Genomic DNA, 14,719 nt, shown 5'->3' on the forward strand with positions numbered 1-14,719 from the left:
CTCATTCTTCCTTCTCGTGCCGCGCGCCAGAGGCCGGCTGGACCCGAACGCCCTCATGGCGTTCCCAAAGGTCCGGTCGGCGTGACCGTGTATCGCTCTCGGCCATCGACTTGCGCCAGGCCGCGATGCGCGCATGATCCCCCGATCGCAGCACTTCGGGGATCGTGCGCCCTTCCCATATGACGGGTCGGGTATAATGCGGATATTCGAGCAGCCCCGTTTCGAAGCTCTCGTCATCCCCGCTGGAAGGCGCGCCCATTACGCCGGGGAGCAGCCGAACGCAAGCATCGAGCAGGACCATCGCGGCAACCTCGCCACCGGACAGCACGAAGTCGCCGATCGACACTTCTTCTATCCCGCGCGCCTCAAAAATTCGTTCATCGAACCCCTCGAATCGCCCGCACAGCAGCACAACCCCCGGCCCCGCCGCCAACTCGCGCACCCGCGCCTGCGTCAGCGGCTTTCCACGTGGCGTAAAAGCAATCCGCGGCAGTTCCGCCGGCGCACCGTCGATCGCCGCTGCCAGCACGTCGGCGCGCAACACCATCCCCGCCCCTCCGCCCGCCGGGGTGTCGTCCACCGACTTGTGTTTGTCGGTCGCATAGTCACGAATGTTCGTGGCCGTCAGCGTCCACGCCGACCCCAACCCGCGCCCCGCCAGCGACGTCCCCAGCGGCCCCGGAAACATGCCCGGATAGAGGGTGAGGACATGCGCCGCGAAGGTCATCCGAAGCGCTCTAGCCGGAACGAACCGCTGCGCGAAGCTTTGGACGGTGATGATCGACTGTGCCATTATCGGCGGCGGGCCCGCCGGATTGACTGCCGCCATTTACCTCGCGCGTTTCCATCTGGCCGTTCGGCTTTACGACAATGGCTCCAGCCGCACCGCGTTGATCCCGCGCACCCACAACCATGCAGGCTATCCCGGCGGCATCAAGGGCACCGACCTGCTCGACTTGATGCACAAACAGGCCGCCGAATTTGGCGTCGACCGCACCGATGCCACCGTGACGCAAATCATCCCGGACGGCGGCTTTTTCCGCGTGCTCGTCGAAGGCAGCGAGGTTCAAGCGCGCAGTATCCTCCTCGCCACCGGCGTCCACAACCTGCCGCCCAACATGGACAAGGCTGAGCATGACGCGGCACTCGCCCGCGGTCTGATCCGGTATTGTCCGATCTGCGACGGCTATGAAGTCACCGACAAGCGCGTCGGCGTGATCGGCACCGGCGGACATGGCATGCGCGAAGCGCTGTTTTTGCGCGGCTTCACCCCGCATATCACCCTCGTGGCGCACACCGGGGTCCACGACCTCGACCAAATCGCCCGTGAAAAAATCGAGGCCGCGGGGATCGAAATCGTCGATGGCCCCGCCGCCCCAATCCATATCATCGGAAACGAGATTGCCGTCGGCACGGCAGACGGCGAACGCCGCTTCGCCAGCATCTATCCCGCGCTCGGCTCGCACATTCGCTCCGAGCTCGCGGTGGCAGCCGGGGCTGAGGCATCCGCCGACGGCTGCCTCGTCGTGGACGATCACCAGATGACCAGCGTCCCGGGCCTGTTCGCCGCGGGCGATGTCGTAAAGGGCCTCGACCAGATCAGCCATGCGATGGGCGAAGCCGGCGTCGCGGCGACGAAGATTCGCAATTTGTTGGACGAGCGGCAACCTATCCGGCGTTAGATTTCAACGAAGCTCGCTTCGACCGTAACCATGTCGCCCCATTCCGGCACCGCTTCCGGCCGCATCGGTACCATGAAACGCTTGCGGTCGGGACGTTCGATTTCGATCACGTCCCCCGCGCCGAAATTCTCGATCGCGACGACGATGCCCAGCGCCACGCCGTCGGTCGACACCGCAGGCAGCCCGATCAGATCATGGTGATAATATTCGCCATCGCCCAGCGGCGGCAACGACGACCGCGGGACCGTTAACGCGGTCCCGCGCAGCCGCTCCGCCGTCGTCCGATCGGCGATTTCGGCAAACCGCGCGATATTGCCGCGCAGCGATTTGATCGTCAGCGCCCCGTCGTTGAACGAGCGGAACGCAGACAGATCGTCGGTAAACAGCTTTAGTTTCACCTCGCCGCCCACGCCATGCGCGCCGGCAATCGCGGCGAGCGTGACGGGGCGGTCGGAGTGCATCGAGGCTTAGCCTTCAGCCGGCTTCTGGGCGCTCTCGCCTTCGACGGCAGCAGCGTCATCGCCCGCGTCGCTGTCCGGCGTGGCTTCGTTGGTTTCGGCAGACGCTTCCGGGGTCGGCTCGGCAGCAGCCGCTTCGGCCACGGCTTCGGCTTCTGGCGTCGGCTCTTCGGTCGCGGCTTCGACTTCGGCAGCCATAACGGCTTCCGTCTCGGCCTGCGAGTCGTCGGCAGGAGCCTCCTCGGCGGGAGCTTCTTCGACAACTTCCGGCACAGGCTGGTTGGCTGCTTCGGCGGCTGCCTCGGCAGCGTCGGCGGCCTTCTTTTCCTGCTCCTCAAGGCGCTCCTTGGCCTTTTCGCCCGGCTGGCCCTTGTTCGGGTTGTTGCGCGCCGCACGCTCCATCACGCCTGCGGCATCAAGGAAGCGGAGCACACGATCCGAAGGCTGCGCGCCGACGCTCAGCCAGTGCTTCGCGCGCTCGGTGTCGAGCACCACGCGCGCCGCGTCGTCCTTGGCCAGCAGCGGATTATAGCTGCCGATCCGCTCGATGAACTTGCCGTCGCGCGACGAACGCGAATCCGCCACGATGATCTTGTAATAAGGACGCTTCTTCGAACCGCCACGCGCCAAACGAATTGCAACTGCCATGATAAATCTTCCTTTTTTTTAAATCGTCATCCCGGCGAAGGCCGGGATCGCTACACAAATAGTCTTCTGTCTCGTTAGCGGCCCCGGCATGCGCCGGGGCGACGCTATTTCTTTTTGAATAATCCAGGCGGTGGGCCGCCCGCACCGCCGGGCATCTTGCCGCCCAGCATATTGGCCATGCCGCCCAGCGGATTGCCGCCGCCCATCATCGCCATCATCGCCTTGATGCCGCCCATCTTGCGCAACTTCTTCATCGCGCCCGACATGTCCTGATGCATTTTGAGGAGCTTGTTGACGTCCTGCACCGTCACGCCCGAACCCTTGGCGATGCGGATCTTGCGCTTGGCCTGGAGCAACTCGGGCTTGCTGCGTTCCTTGGGCGTCATCGATCCGATCATCGCGTCCATGCGCACCAGCAAACGATCCTCGACCGCGCCAGACGCCATCGCCGCCTGCGCCTGCTTCATGCCCGGGATCATCCCGGCCAGCGCGCCGAGCCCCCCCATATTCTGCATCTGCTTCAACTGGTTGCGCAGGTCATTGAGGTCGAACTGGCCCTTGGCGAACTTCGCCGCCATCGCCTCGGCGTCTTCCTGATTGACCGCCTCGGCGGCGCGTTCGACCAACGAGACAACGTCGCCCATGCCGAGAATGCGGCCGGCGACACGCTCGGGATGAAACGCCTCGAGCCCGTCCAGCTTTTCGCCGGTGCCAACGAACTTGATCGGCTTGCCCGTGACCGCGCGCATCGAAAGCGCCGCGCCGCCGCGCGCATCGCCGTCCATGCGGGTCAGCACGACGCCCGTCAGCGGCACCTGGTCGGAGAAGTTCTTTGCAACGTTGACTGCGTCCTGACCGGTCAGGCTGTCGACCACGAGCAGTGTCTCGGCCGGATTCGACGCCGCGGACACCGCGCGCATTTCGTCCATCAACGCCTGATCGACGTGGAGGCGACCGGCCGTGTCGAGCATGACCACATCGAAACCCTGCAGCTTCGCCGATTGCAGCGCGCGGCGCGCGATATCGACCGGCTGCTGCCCCTGCACGATCGGCAGCGTGGCGACGCCCGCCTGCTCGCCGAGCACCGCCAACTGCTCTTGCGCCGCCGGGCGATTGACGTCGAGCGACGCCATCAGCACCTTCTTGCCCTCGCGCGCCGACAACCGCTTGGCGATCTTGGCGGTGGTCGTGGTCTTGCCCGACCCCTGCAGCCCGACCATCATCACGACGGCAGGCGGCGTGACGTTCAGCTCCAGATCGCTGGCATCGCTGCCCAGCATCTCGACCAGCGCGTCATGGACGATCTTGACGACCTGCTGCCCCGGCGTGACCGATCGCAGCACATCCTGACCGACGGCCTTTTCGGTCGCCTTGTCGATGAATTCGCGCACCACCGGCAGCGCGACATCGGCCTCGAGCAACGCGATCCGCACCTCGCGCATGGCCCCGCGAACGTCATTCTCCGACAGCGCGCCGCGCCCGCGCAAGCCGGCGAAAACGCCGCTCAACCGGTCGCTCAGACTGTCGAACATGGACCCATTCACTCCAACGCAAAAAACGCCGGCGGACGAAACCTCGTCGGCCGGCGGCATCCGGGGATGCGCTTCGAATGATCGCGGCCCTATGGGTTTGGCAGGATTTCGTCAACCTTGTCGCTTAAACCGTCCTTGACGAGCGCGGGCCTATCGACCGCCTCATGCAGGAAAAATCCGCTTCAGCCCGACCCGGTGCGCACCGCGAACTCAACAGCCGCAAGGACGTTCTCACCGGCGGGATCGTCTTCGCCGCCCTGATCCTGTTCGTGTCGACGGGCAGCCGCGCCTTGAGTTCGGTCGTCAATTACCTGGCGGGGATCGGCGGTGGCGCCGACCGCGTGCTGGCCGTCGCCTTGGTGCTGAACATCGCCCTGATCCTGTTTGGCTGGCGTCGTCACCGCGACCTGACTCAGGAGGTTCACGAACGCCGCGCCGCCGAGGCCAGGGCGCAACTGCTCGCCAAGCGAGATCCGTTGACCGGCTTTTACAACCGCCGCGCGCTGGCCGAACAGGGTGAGCCGATGCTGGCGACCGCCGCCGCGCAAGGGCGGGCGGTGGCGATGCTGTTGCTCGACCTCGATCACTTCAAGAACGTCAACGATGTCCACGGCCACGCAATCGGCGACGCGCTGCTGCAGGCGGCGGCCTCCGAAGTGGTGCAGGCCATGCCCGCCGACGCGTTCATCGCGCGGCTGGGCGGGGATGAATTCGCCTGCGCCTTCGCGTTCGACCTGGCCGATACGGGCTATGTCGAAACCGTCGCTCGCGCGGTCGTGGCGCGCCTCGCCCAGCCTTTCGCACTTGCGACGACGCACGTAAACGTTTCGGTTTCCGTCGGCATCGCGCGCTCCAGCGGCGAATGTCCGGACATGGACTCGCTGATGCGCTGTGCGGACATCGCGATGTATGCCGCGAAACAACAAGGCCGCAATCGCCACGTCTGGTTCGACATTTCGATGGAGCGCGAGCTTCAGGCGCGCAACGATATCGAGGCCGGGATGCGGCTCGCCATTCCGCGCGGTGAAATCGTGCCTTATTTCGAACAACAGATCGATCTCGTCACCGGCCGGTTGCAAGGGTTCGAAGTCCTCGCGCGCTGGAAACACCCGACGCGCGGCGTGCTCGAGCCCGAATCATTCCTGCCCATCGCGCATGACAGCGGGCTGATCGGCGATCTGTCGCTGGCGGTCATGCGCATGGCGCTGCGCGAGGCGCGCGATTGGGACCCGTCGCTGACCGTCTCGGTCAACATCGCGCCCGTGCAATTGAAGGACCCGTGGTTCGCGCAAAAACTGGTCAAGCTACTCACCGAAACCGGCTTTCCGGCGCACCGGCTGGAGGTCGAGATCACTGAGACATCGTTGTTCGAAAATCTCGCCACCGCGCAATCGATCGCCGCCAGCCTCAAGAACCAGGGCATCCGCCTCGCGCTCGACGATTTCGGCACCGGTTATTCCAGCCTGGCGCACCTCCGCGCGCTACCCTTCGATCGCATCAAGATCGACAAGAGCTTCGTCGTGTCGATCCGAGACAATGCCGAATCGCGGGCCATCGTCAGCGCGATCACGCGGCTGGGCGACAGCCTCGGTCTGCCGATCACCGCCGAAGGGATCGAAAGCCGCGAAATCGAACAGGCATTGATCGACCTCGGCGTCCATCGCGGTCAGGGCTATTTTTACGGCCGCCCGATGCCGGTCGACACGACCCACTCGCTGCTGGCCGGGCGGAACCTTCTGCCCACGGCACGCGCACAGCGGGGGTATCAGGATTACGCACGGACGGGGTGATCCGGCTCTCCCCACCCTGGTGCTGCGCACCTGTCCCTCCCGCAAGCGGGAGGGACGNCTTGGATAGCGCTGAATCAGACGTCACTCCCTTTAGGGAGGGACAGCTCGCGCAGCGAGCAGGGTGGGNNGAGTCTCGCGCAGGGGTGGGCAATCGGCCCCCGTCCCCCTATCTCGCCGCCACATGCGCTTCGCCTTCACCAAGATGCACGGCCTCGGCAACGATTTCGTCGTGATCGACGCGCGCGAAACCCACGTGGCGATCGACGAATCGTCGGCACGCACCATCGCCGACCGCCACACCGGCATCGGCTGCGATCAACTGATCCTGCTCGAACCCAGCACCACCGCCGACGCAGTGATGCGCATCTGGAATCATGACGGCTCCGAAGTCGAAGCATGCGGCAACGCGACCCGCGCCGTCGCGCGGCTGATCGGCAAGCCAGCGACCGTCGAAACCGCTGGCGGCCTCCTGACACTCACGCCCAACGACAACGGCGCGACGGTCGACCTCGCTGCGCCACGCTTTGCATGGGACCAGATCCCGCTCGCCTACGCGATGGATGCGCAGAACCTGCCGCTCGCCTGGGACGACCTCGCCGATCCGTTCTGCGTCAATATCGGCAATCCGCATGCGGTGTTTTTCGTCGCGGATGTCGATGCGGTCGATCTCGCCCGCCTCGGCCCATTAATCGAGCACGATTCCGTTTTCCCTCAGCGCGTCAATGTTGGCGTCGCGCAAGTGACCGGCTCCGCATCGCTCAAGGTCCGCGTATGGGAACGCGGTGCTGGCCTGACGCGCGCTTGCGGGACGGGCGCCTGTGCCGCCGCGATTGCCGCGATCAAGCGCAAGCTGGTCACGTCGCCCGTCACCGTCACGCTCCCCGGCGGCGACCTGACCATCGCCTGGGACGGTGGCGCAATCGCCATGTCCGGCCCGGCGACCTTCGTGTTCTCGGGCACTGCCGACATCGCATGATCGACGTCATCAATCACGGTTGCCGCCTCAACATCGCCGAGGGTGAAGCGATCCGCACGCTCGCAGCGCCGCTGGGCAGCGCGACGATCATCAACAGCTGCGCCGTCACCAACGAAAGCGTCCGCCAGGCGCGACAGGCCGCCCGCGGCGCCTTTCGCACCGACCCGTCACGCCCGGTTATCGTCACCGGCTGTGCCGCGACCAGCGATGCCGCCGCCTTCGCCGCCATGCCCGAAGTCGCGCGCGTGGTCCCCGTCGCCGACAAGCTCGCGCCCGCCACATGGGGGGGCACAGGCCCACTAAACCGCAAACCCGTCGTCTCCGGCCTCGACCACGCCCGCGCCTTCGTCGAAGTCCAGACCGGCTGCGACCACAGCTGCACCTTCTGCATCATCACGCACGCCCGCGGCCCCAATCGCAGCTTCGCCCCAGCCGACATCGTCCGCGCCATCGCCGAACGCGTCGAGGCCGGCTGCCACGAAGCCGTCCTCACCGGCGTCGATACGACCAGCTACGAGGGCGGCCTCGGCCACCTCGTCCGCACGATCCTGCGCGAAGTGCCGACCCTCTCGCGCTTGCGCCTGTCATCGCTCGATCCGGCAGGCATCGACCCCATCCTGTTCGCACTGTTCGCGGAGGAAGACCGGCTGATGCCGCACCTCCATCTCTCGCTCCAATCGGGCGACGACCTCATCCTCAAGCGCATGAAACGCCGTCACTCGCGCGCTCAAGCCATCGCGCTCGTCGCCGCGCTCAAGGCCGAGCGCGACATTGCCGTCGGCGCCGACCTCATCGCCGGCTTCCCCACCGAAAGCGAAACCGCCCACGCCAACTCTCTCGCGATCCTCGACGAATGCAACGTCGTGCACCCGCACATCTTCCCCTTTTCGCCGCGCACCTCTACGCCCGCCGCGCGCATGCCCCAGCTTTCCCATGACATCGTCCGCAGCCGTGCCGCCGAACTGCGCCACGCCGCCGAAACGCGCCGCACTGTCTGGCTCGACGACAAAGTCGGCCAAACCGCGACGATGCTCATCGAACGCGACGGCCGATCGGGTCACCTCCCCGATTTCGCCAGCGCGCGCCTCACCATGCCCGTCGCACCCAACACCCTCCTCCCGGTCCGCCTCACCGGCCGCGACGGCACCCGCCTGATCGCCCAACCCGCATGAGCAGTTGGCGCGAACGCCTGTTCGGCGGGTTCAAGAAAACCTCCGAACGGATCACCGAAAATCTGGCGACCGCCGTGGTCGCGACATCCGCCACGCTCGATGCGCAGTCGCTGGACGAAGTCGAGGAAGCGCTGATCGCTTCCGACCTCGGCCCGGCCACCGCCGCGCGGATCCGCGAACGCCTCGCCAACACCAAATTCGAACGCGGCGTCGGTGAAGCCGAAGTCCGCCGCGTCATGGCCGACGAGATCGAACGCGTCCTCGCGCCGGTCGCCGAGCCGCTCGAAATCACCGCTTTCCCCCGCCCGCACATCATCCTCGTCGTCGGCGTCAACGGGTCGGGGAAGACCACGACCATCGCCAAGCTCGCGCACCTGCTCCAGGAACAGGATTACAGCATCATGCTCGCGGCCGGGGACACCTTCCGCGCCGCCGCCATCGGTCAGCTCAAGACCTGGGCCGACCGCATCGGAGTCCCCTTAATCTCCGGCAATCAGGGCGCCGACGCCGCCGGCCTGGTGTGGGACGCGGTCAAGGCCGCGACCGAAGCCGGCGTGGACGTGCTCATCGTCGATACCGCCGGTCGCCTGCAAAACCGCCGCGAGTTGATGGACGAACTGGCGAAAGTCCGCCGCGTCCTCGGTCGCATCAACCCCGAAGCGCCGCACGATGTCGTCCTCGTTCTCGACGCCTCGAACGGCCAGAACGCGCTTTCGCAAATCGAGATATTCCGCGAAGTCGCCGGCGTCACCGGCCTCGTCATGACCAAGCTCGACGGCTCAGCCCGCGGCGGCGTCCTCGTCGCGGCGGCGGAGAAATTCGGCCTGCCGATCCACGCTGTCGGCGTCGGTGAAACCATCGACGACCTCCGCCCGTTCGACCCGCGCGAACTCGCCGAAGCCATCTCAGGAGCGCGTTGAATGCCCGATACGAAACCGCGTCCCGCCTGGCTGCCCTTCGCCATCGATTACGCGCCGCTGATCCTGTTCTTCGTCGTCTACAAGACGGTCGGCGTGTTTGCCGGGACGATGGCGTTCATGCTTGCGATCGTCGCCGCGGTGCTCGCATCGAAAATTCTGCTCGGCCGCGTGTCGCCGATGCTGTGGCTGTCGGCGATCCTCGTCGTCGGCTTCGGCGCGCTGACGATCTGGTTTCACGACGAACGGTTTATCCAGATCAAGCCGACGATCATCTATGCCGGCCTCGGCGTGCTGCTGCTGGGCGGAGTCGCGCTGCGCAAGCCGCTGATCAAATACGTCCTAGAAGCCGGTCTCGACGGGTTGAGCGATCGCGGCTGGCTGCTGCTCAGCCGGAACTGGGGACTGTTCTTCATTACGATGGCGGTGCTCAACGAAATCATGCGCCACATGCTCAGCTTCGACACTTGGCTGACGCTCAAGGTCTGGGCGCTGATTCCACTGTCATTGGCGTTCGGCGCATCGCAAATTCCGATGATGACGCGCGAAGGGCTGGCGGTCGCGCCCGACAAGCCTTAGCGCCGTTGCAAATCAACAGGAGACGATCATGGTTCGCAACGCGCTCATCCTCCTCGCCGCGCTCGCCGTTCCGGCAGTCGCGCAAGCCCCGCAAATGCCAAAGACCGCGCCCGGCGCGCCCGACGCCAAACGCGTTCAGGCCGGGACGTACAAGGTCGATCCCAACCACACGCAGGTGCTGTTCGAAATCAACCATCTGGGCTTCAGCGAATATAGCGGCATGTTCGTCGAACCTTCCGGTACCCTGACGCTCGATCCTGCCCATCCCGCCGCGGCCAAGGTCGACATCGCCTTCCCCATCGCCAAGGTTCGCACCACCGTCGCCGGTCTCGATGCGCATCTCCAGACACCCGACTTCTTCGATGCCGCCAAATTCCCCGAAGGCCGCTTCGTCTCGACCAGGATCGTCGCCACGGGCACGACCGCGACGATTTCGGGCGATCTGACCATTCACGGCGTCACCAAACCGGTCACGCTCAACGCGCGCTTCATCGGCGCGGGCACGATGGCGATGGGCGGCCCGGCCAAGCTCAACATCGGTTTCCAGGCGACCACGACGATCAAGCGCAGCGACTGGGGCATGTCGATGGGAATTCCCCTGGTCGGGGACACCGTGAAGCTGACGATCAATGCCGCCTTCGCCAAGGAAGGTTGACGCAACAGGTACGCCGCATGTGCGTTCGGCGCGCATGACCTTTGTCGATCTTCTGCAATATTATGGCGCCGCGGCGGGCGTGATCGCCGCCGCCGTCGTCAGCCTCGATCTCGGCCGCCGTCCGACCGGCTGGGCCTTCGTCCTGTTCGTCACGTCCTCAATCGCGCTGATCGCCTGGGGTTTTCTCGGCCCGGATGCCAAAGGGATCGGCTGGCAGAACATGGTCCTGTTGGTGATCAATGCGATCGGCGTGTATCGCTACCTTGTCCGCAAGGCTCCGCCGCAATAGGTTTCGCTCCAAAACCAAGAATCGGGGATGATTGCCTGTGGCGCTACCACCAATTTTCGACACGCTGCGCCTGCCCGTCATCGGCTCACCGCTGTTTATCGTTTCGGGTCCGGAACTGGTCATCGCCCAATGCAAGGCGGGCATCGTCGGCAGCTTCCCCGCGCTCAATGCGCGCCCGCAAACCCTGCTCGACGAATGGCTGCACCGCATCACCGAAGAATTGTCGGCGTGGAACCGCGATAATCCGGACAAGCCCGCCGCGCCGTTCGCGGTCAACCAGATCGTCCATAAATCGAACGACCGGCTCGAAGCCGATTTGTCGACTTGCGCCAAATGGCAGGTGCCGATCGTCATCACCTCGCTCGGCGCACGCGAAGATCTCAACACGGCGGTGCACGCCTGGGGCGGCATCACGCTGCATGATGTGATCAACAACCGGTTTGCGCACAAGGCGCTGGAAAAGGGCGCCGACGGGCTGATCCCCGTCGCGTCGGGCGCGGGCGGCCATGCCGGCACGCAGTCGCCGTTCGCGCTGATGACTGAGATTCGCGAGTGGTTCGATGGGCCGGTCGCACTGTCGGGCGCCATCGGTCATGGTCGCTCGGTCCTCGCCGCCCAGGCTACCGGCGCCGACCTCGCCTATATCGGCAGCGCTTTTATCGCCACGACCGAGGCCAATGCCGATCAGGGTTACAAGGACGGCATCGTCGCGGGTCAGGCCGCCGACATCGTCTATTCGAACCTGTTCACCGGTGTGCACGGCAACTACCTACGCCAATCGATCGAGGCGGCGGGGCTCGACCCCGAAAACCTGCCCGAGGGCGACTACAAGACCATGGACTTCGGCGGCGGTAATTCGTCCAAGTCGAAGGCGTGGCGCGACATCTGGGGTTCGGGCCAGGGCATCGGCGCGGTCAAGGCGAGTCAGACGGTCGCCGAATTCGTCGCGCGCCTGACCGCCGAGTATCGCCAGGCCAAGGCCGATCTCGACGCGAAGTACCGCGACTGACCGGCCAACATAAAAGCCTGTCCTACACCCTGCTTCGCTTGATAGGTGTCCGCCGATGTCCTTGACTTCCCTTGTCCGTTCACCTGCCTCACGGACGGTTCGGAGGGGACTTTGTCGGATGACGGTGTGTCACCTTTGTCACCTTAAAGCGGTTTCAGCGTGACCGCCGCCGATCTGCTGGCCTGCGATCTCGCGAATCACGCGGACATCGTCGCCGCACATGCGGTCGAACAGCCGGACACTATCGCCATCGTCGATGCCGAACGCCGGGTCAGCTGGCGCGATTTCGACGCCTTGGTCGATGCCACAGCCGCCCGTCTCCAGTCCGAAGGCGTCGGCCCCGGCGATAATGTCGCCATCTGCGGCTACAATTCGGTCGCCTATGCGGCAGTGTTCATCGCCGCGCTTCGCATCGGCGCCGCCGCCGCCCCACTGACCAGCTCGGCGAGCCGCGAATCGCTCGGCCAGATGCTCCGCGACAGCGCGGCGTCGCATCTGTTCGCCGATACGTCGTTCGAAATCCCCCTCCCCGTCGGCATCACGCGCGTCGATCTCGCGACGCTAGATGGCTGGGGCGCCGGCAAACCCACACCCGTCACCGTCAGCCCGTCCGATCCATTCAACATCATCTATTCCTCGGGCACCACCGGCACGCCCAAGGGCATCGTCCAGAGCCACGCGATGCGCTGGGCGTATCTTCGGCGGATCATGCCACTTGGCTATGCGGCGGACAGCGTCACGATCAACGCCACCCCGCTTTACTCGAACACGACTTTGGTCAGCTTCCTGCCACAACTCGCCGCCGGTGGCCGCTGCGTCCTGATGCGCAAATTCGACGCACGCGGTTTCCTCGAACTCGCGCAAGCCGAACGCGCGACGCACACCATGCTCGTGCCAGTGCAGTACCGCCGGATCATGGCGCTGCCCGATTTCGACAGTTTCGACCTGTCGTCGTTCCGGCTCAAGAGCAGCACCAGCTCTCCTTTCGATCCCGCGCTGAAAGGCGATGTGCTCAAACGCTGGCCCGGCGGCCTCGTCGACAGCTACGGGATGACCGAGGGCGGCGCATCGACCATCCTCATCGCGCATCTACACCCCGAAAAGCTGCATACGGTTGGAAAGGTCGCCGAAGGATCCGAAATCCGCCTGATCGACGAAGACGGCGTCGAAGTGCCGCCCGGCGAAACAGGCGAAATCGTCGAACGCGGGCCGATGATGATGACCGGCTATCGCAACCGCGCCGAAGCGACGGCGGAGGCCATGTGGACCAGCCCCGAGGGCAACCGTTACATGCGTCAGGGTGACGTCGGTCGCTTCGACGCGGACGGCTTTCTGATCCTGATGGACCGCCGCAAGGACGTCATCATCTCGGGCGGCTTCAACATCTATCCCAGCGACCTCGAGGCGGAATTGCTCGCCGAACGCGGCGTCATCGAGGCCGCCGTCGTCGCCGCGCCCAGCGCCGATTGGGGCGAAACCCCCGCCGCCTTCGTCGTGCTGGCCGACGGTACGGACCCGCAAGCCGTGCTGGCCGCCGCCAATGCGCGCCTGGGTCGAACCCAGCGCATCACCTCGATCCACACAGCCGACCGCTTGCCGCGCAGTGACATCGGCAAGGTTCTCAAGCGCGAATTGCGCGACCGTCTCACCGCCTGAAATGTTCGCTCCCCGGCTCGCGGATGGTGGATAAGTTTTTAACCTGACCTCGCGCACAAGACATTATTGGGCAGCGCAGGTCTTACATGATTCTCAACGCGTTTCGTAAGGTCGATGAGGATCAGGCGCGGGCACAGGCACGCGTCGATGCGATTGTATCCGCCGCGCGCGCCAAATCGGCCGCAGCCGAAGCCCCCAAACGCAACGTCTATCGCGCGCCCGAACAGCTGCCCTTGGTCCCGAGCTTGGACCCGCTCGATCAGCGCATCCAGGAAGAACTCGCGCACACCCGCCGCATGGTTGAAGCCTTGGGTGATGAATTGTCCAACGATCCGATCCTGTTGATGCGGTATCAGACGTCGTTGCAGAGCATCGACTTGATGGCTCAAATTCTCGGTCACCTCGCCTGTGTGATCGGTTCGGAAGACCGCGATGAAGCGATCGACCGCATCGGCATGGCCAGTCTGAAAGCCCGGCTGAAACGGAGCTGACGACTATTCGTTAGCCTACTGGTCGCTCGGCTAACAAACTCCGCACCAGCGGTTGCATGCGTTCGTCGAATCTTGCCAGGACGACGTGGTCGTCTGCCGTTTCGAACAGTGTCACCAACTGCGCACCGTTCCAGCGGTGCAGCGCGTACGCCGGCGGGTCGGCGACGATCATTGGGCGCTGGTCGGGCTGGTCGGCATCGATCGGTGCAAGTTCGAGCGCCACTTGTGGCGCCGTCGAAGCACAGATCGCGACCGTGATTCCTTCCCATTGGGCGGTAACCGACCGATGGAGGTGCCCGCAGATGATCCCGCGCACCTGGTCGTGCCCGGCGATGGTGGCAGCGAATGTTTCGACCCAATCCTCGCGCGGATCGGTGTTCATCCACTCGATGCCGGCCTCGACCGGCGGGTGGTGCATGACGATAATCGTCGGCGTATCGGGCGCTTCGGCCAACCGGGCGGTCAGCCAGGCGGCCCGCGCGGTGCAGAATCCGCCGCCGTGGCGCCCGTCCTCCAGCGTATCGATCACCACCAGCCGGAGCCCCGCGACGTCATGCACATAGTGCACGAAGTCGCCGTCACCGAGTTCGGGAAACACGCTCGCGAAATTGGTGCGATCGTCGTGATTGCCCATGCAATACAGCACCGGGAATGGCAGTCCGCCGAATGCTTCGCGCACCACGGCGTAGCTTTCGGCATCGCCACGATCGACCAGATCGCCCGTTGCCAGCAACAAGTCGGGCAGCGGCGTCATCCGCGTCAGCGCGCCCAGCGTCGCATCGAGCCGCTGGCGGTTGAATTCGTCGGCATTGCCGGGGTCGAACCCCAGATGAATGTCGGTGACCTGTGCGATCACCAAAGGGGC

15 protein-coding genes and 1 pseudogene are annotated in these 14,719 nt (G+C 65.1%); 11 read left to right on the top strand and 5 right to left on the bottom strand.

Translation table 11 applies throughout. The features are described 5' to 3' along the window. Position 1: 1 nt before the first annotated feature. Complete coding sequence (trmD, locus tag ACM9ME_RS11810) at positions 2-727, bottom strand: tRNA (guanosine(37)-N1)-methyltransferase TrmD (protein ID WP_415643661.1); 726 nt, start codon at positions 725-727, stop codon at positions 2-4. 49 nt (positions 728-776) lie between these two features. Here trmD and ACM9ME_RS11815 point away from each other — a divergent pair, with 49 nt between their 5' ends. Beyond that, complete coding sequence (locus ACM9ME_RS11815) at positions 777-1,682, top strand: NAD(P)/FAD-dependent oxidoreductase (RefSeq protein ID WP_415643714.1); 906 nt, start codon at positions 777-779, stop codon at positions 1,680-1,682. Here ACM9ME_RS11815 and rimM read toward each other — a convergent pair. From rimM to ffh, 3 genes and pseudogenes are all read right to left on the bottom strand, one after another. Beyond that, positions 1,679-2,143 (bottom strand): ribosome maturation factor RimM, encoded by a 465-nt coding sequence (gene rimM, locus ACM9ME_RS11820; protein ID WP_415643662.1) that lies wholly within the window; start codon positions 2,141-2,143, stop codon positions 1,679-1,681. The two genes, ACM9ME_RS11815 and rimM, sit on opposite strands and share 4 nt — an antisense overlap. Before the next feature lie 216 nt (positions 2,144-2,359). Next, positions 2,360-2,788: pseudogene (gene rpsP / locus ACM9ME_RS11825) on the bottom strand (30S ribosomal protein S16); the annotation flags it as partial. Between the two features lie 104 nt (positions 2,789-2,892). Continuing rightward, on the bottom strand, positions 2,893-4,320 hold the full coding sequence (gene ffh, locus ACM9ME_RS11830) for a signal recognition particle protein (RefSeq protein ID WP_415643663.1): 1,428 nt from the start codon (positions 4,318-4,320) through the stop codon (positions 2,893-2,895). Between the two features lie 164 nt (positions 4,321-4,484). Here ffh and ACM9ME_RS11835 point away from each other — a divergent pair, with 164 nt between their 5' ends. The 10 genes from ACM9ME_RS11835 to ACM9ME_RS11880 all read left to right on the top strand — a co-directional run bounded on the left by ACM9ME_RS11835 (position 4,485) and on the right by ACM9ME_RS11880 (position 13,854). After that, positions 4,485-6,110 carry a putative bifunctional diguanylate cyclase/phosphodiesterase gene (locus ACM9ME_RS11835; protein WP_415643664.1) on the top strand — a complete coding sequence of 542 codons (1,626 nt, stop codon included), beginning with the start codon at positions 4,485-4,487 and terminating at the stop codon, positions 6,108-6,110. Positions 6,111-6,291: 181 nt separating this feature from the next. Beyond that, positions 6,292-7,086 (top strand): diaminopimelate epimerase, encoded by a 795-nt coding sequence (dapF, locus tag ACM9ME_RS11840; RefSeq protein ID WP_415643715.1) that lies wholly within the window; start codon positions 6,292-6,294, stop codon positions 7,084-7,086. After that, positions 7,083-8,258, top strand: a complete 1,176-nt coding sequence (locus tag ACM9ME_RS11845) for a radical SAM protein (RefSeq protein WP_415643665.1) — start codon at positions 7,083-7,085, stop codon at positions 8,256-8,258. Before dapF ends, ACM9ME_RS11845 begins: the two co-directional genes overlap by 4 nt. Beyond that, positions 8,255-9,178 (top strand): signal recognition particle-docking protein FtsY, encoded by a 924-nt coding sequence (ftsY, locus tag ACM9ME_RS11850; RefSeq protein WP_415643666.1) that lies wholly within the window; start codon positions 8,255-8,257, stop codon positions 9,176-9,178. The genes ACM9ME_RS11845 and ftsY overlap by 4 nt, the downstream gene beginning before the upstream one ends. Further along, a complete protein-coding gene (gene ispZ / locus ACM9ME_RS11855) occupies positions 9,179-9,754 on the top strand; it encodes a septation protein IspZ (RefSeq protein ID WP_415643667.1) in 576 nt (191 codons plus the stop codon). A gap of 28 nt (positions 9,755-9,782) precedes the next feature. Further along, positions 9,783-10,409 carry a YceI family protein gene (locus tag ACM9ME_RS11860; RefSeq protein ID WP_415643668.1) on the top strand — a complete coding sequence of 209 codons (627 nt, stop codon included), beginning with the start codon at positions 9,783-9,785 and terminating at the stop codon, positions 10,407-10,409. A 34-nt stretch (positions 10,410-10,443) separates the two neighbouring features. Next, the gene (locus ACM9ME_RS11865) at positions 10,444-10,698 is read left to right on the top strand and encodes a hypothetical protein (protein ID WP_415643669.1); all 255 of its coding nucleotides are present in this window, start codon (positions 10,444-10,446) and stop codon (positions 10,696-10,698) included. A gap of 37 nt (positions 10,699-10,735) precedes the next feature. Then, positions 10,736-11,707, top strand: coding sequence for an NAD(P)H-dependent flavin oxidoreductase (locus ACM9ME_RS11870; RefSeq protein ID WP_415643670.1), 972 nt, complete (start codon positions 10,736-10,738; stop codon positions 11,705-11,707). Between the two features lie 159 nt (positions 11,708-11,866). Beyond that, on the top strand, positions 11,867-13,363 hold the full coding sequence (locus ACM9ME_RS11875; protein ID WP_415643671.1) for a class I adenylate-forming enzyme family protein: 1,497 nt from the start codon (positions 11,867-11,869) through the stop codon (positions 13,361-13,363). A gap of 86 nt (positions 13,364-13,449) precedes the next feature. After that, complete coding sequence (locus tag ACM9ME_RS11880; protein WP_415643672.1) at positions 13,450-13,854, top strand: hypothetical protein; 405 nt, start codon at positions 13,450-13,452, stop codon at positions 13,852-13,854. A gap of 10 nt (positions 13,855-13,864) precedes the next feature. Here the strand turns inward: ACM9ME_RS11880 and ACM9ME_RS11885 are convergent, their stop codons facing one another. Beyond that, positions 13,865-14,713 (bottom strand): phosphodiesterase, encoded by an 849-nt coding sequence (locus tag ACM9ME_RS11885; RefSeq protein ID WP_415643716.1) that lies wholly within the window; start codon positions 14,711-14,713, stop codon positions 13,865-13,867. Positions 14,714-14,719: the final 6 nt, after the last annotated feature.

It is taken from the genome of Sphingomonas antarctica, assembly GCF_965137005.1.
Lineage (GTDB): Bacteria > Pseudomonadota > Alphaproteobacteria > Sphingomonadales > Sphingomonadaceae > Sphingomonas_O > Sphingomonas_O antarctica.

Coding starts and splice junctions, on each gene's coding strand:
- ACM9ME_RS11845 (WP_415643665.1), top strand. CDS start 7,083: ATGATCGACGTCATCAATCACGGTTGCCGCCTCAACATCGCCGAGGGT.
- ACM9ME_RS11880 (WP_415643672.1), top strand. CDS start 13,450: ATGATTCTCAACGCGTTTCGTAAGGTCGATGAGGATCAGGCGCGGGCA.
- dapF (WP_415643715.1), top strand. CDS start 6,292: ATGCGCTTCGCCTTCACCAAGATGCACGGCCTCGGCAACGATTTCGTC.
- rimM (WP_415643662.1), bottom strand. CDS start 2,143: ATGCACTCCGACCGCCCCGTCACGCTCGCCGCGATTGCCGGCGCGCAT.
- ispZ (WP_415643667.1), top strand. CDS start 9,179: ATGCCCGATACGAAACCGCGTCCCGCCTGGCTGCCCTTCGCCATCGAT.
- ftsY (WP_415643666.1), top strand. CDS start 8,255: ATGAGCAGTTGGCGCGAACGCCTGTTCGGCGGGTTCAAGAAAACCTCC.
- ACM9ME_RS11815 (WP_415643714.1), top strand. CDS start 777: ATGATCGACTGTGCCATTATCGGCGGCGGGCCCGCCGGATTGACTGCC.
- ffh (WP_415643663.1), bottom strand. CDS start 4,320: ATGTTCGACAGTCTGAGCGACCGGTTGAGCGGCGTTTTCGCCGGCTTG.
- ACM9ME_RS11835 (WP_415643664.1), top strand. CDS start 4,485: ATGCAGGAAAAATCCGCTTCAGCCCGACCCGGTGCGCACCGCGAACTC.
- ACM9ME_RS11860 (WP_415643668.1), top strand. CDS start 9,783: ATGGTTCGCAACGCGCTCATCCTCCTCGCCGCGCTCGCCGTTCCGGCA.
- ACM9ME_RS11865 (WP_415643669.1), top strand. CDS start 10,444: ATGACCTTTGTCGATCTTCTGCAATATTATGGCGCCGCGGCGGGCGTG.
- trmD (WP_415643661.1), bottom strand. CDS start 727: ATGACCTTCGCGGCGCATGTCCTCACCCTCTATCCGGGCATGTTTCCG.